The organism is Oleiphilus sp. HI0061, assembly GCF_001635675.1.
The window spans coordinates 1-597 of the sequence record NZ_LWFE01000925.1 but is presented as its reverse complement, the minus strand read 5'-3'; the positions used below and the strand labels follow the sequence as shown (position 1 = coordinate 597).

The following is a 597-nucleotide window of genomic DNA, read 5'->3' as shown; positions in this document are numbered from 1 at the left end:
AAATACCCACTTGAATATTGAAGGTTAATAGTCGAATCGTTTTGTCTGTTTCAAGAAACGGGGTCTTTTTCAGTTCTTCAGGGTGCACCTGTTGCGATGCTGCGTTTTGTAGCGACTCATTGATCGGCGTAATCAGTTCACTGATACGATGTTTGATTCGTTGATACATAAACTAGAATTACCCTGTTTCACGACGACTATTCATTACCACATTAATCGGCCTTAACAACAGCATAAGCGGCCCTTATGATTTTCTCAAGGCAAAAAAAATGGGGCTCATCACCCCATTCTTAAAAACGACAAATCCGGCACTAGTTCTTCTTAGCTTCTCGTTCTTTATTAACCAGATAATTCGCAATCTTTACCATATTGCCAAAGCTGCCTGCGTCACGAACACCGATTTTGTATTTGCCATTAACAATCAAAGCCGGTACACCTGTAATACGCAACTTCTTGATCTTGTCTTGAGCTTTTTTGATCGCCTCATCTATCTTGGAAATCTTTCTAAACCCACTGGCCTCAAATACCTTATCAAAGTCTTCAGACTTTATGCCTTTATCCATAAACAAAACTTTTATGTCGTCTACGTCTTTATAC

The 597-nt window shown here is 39.4% G+C and carries 1 pseudogene; it reads right to left on the bottom strand.

The features are described from left to right. Positions 1–311: 311 nt before the first annotated feature. A pseudogene (locus tag A3735_RS10910) lies at positions 312–597 on the bottom strand (hypothetical protein); the annotation flags it as partial.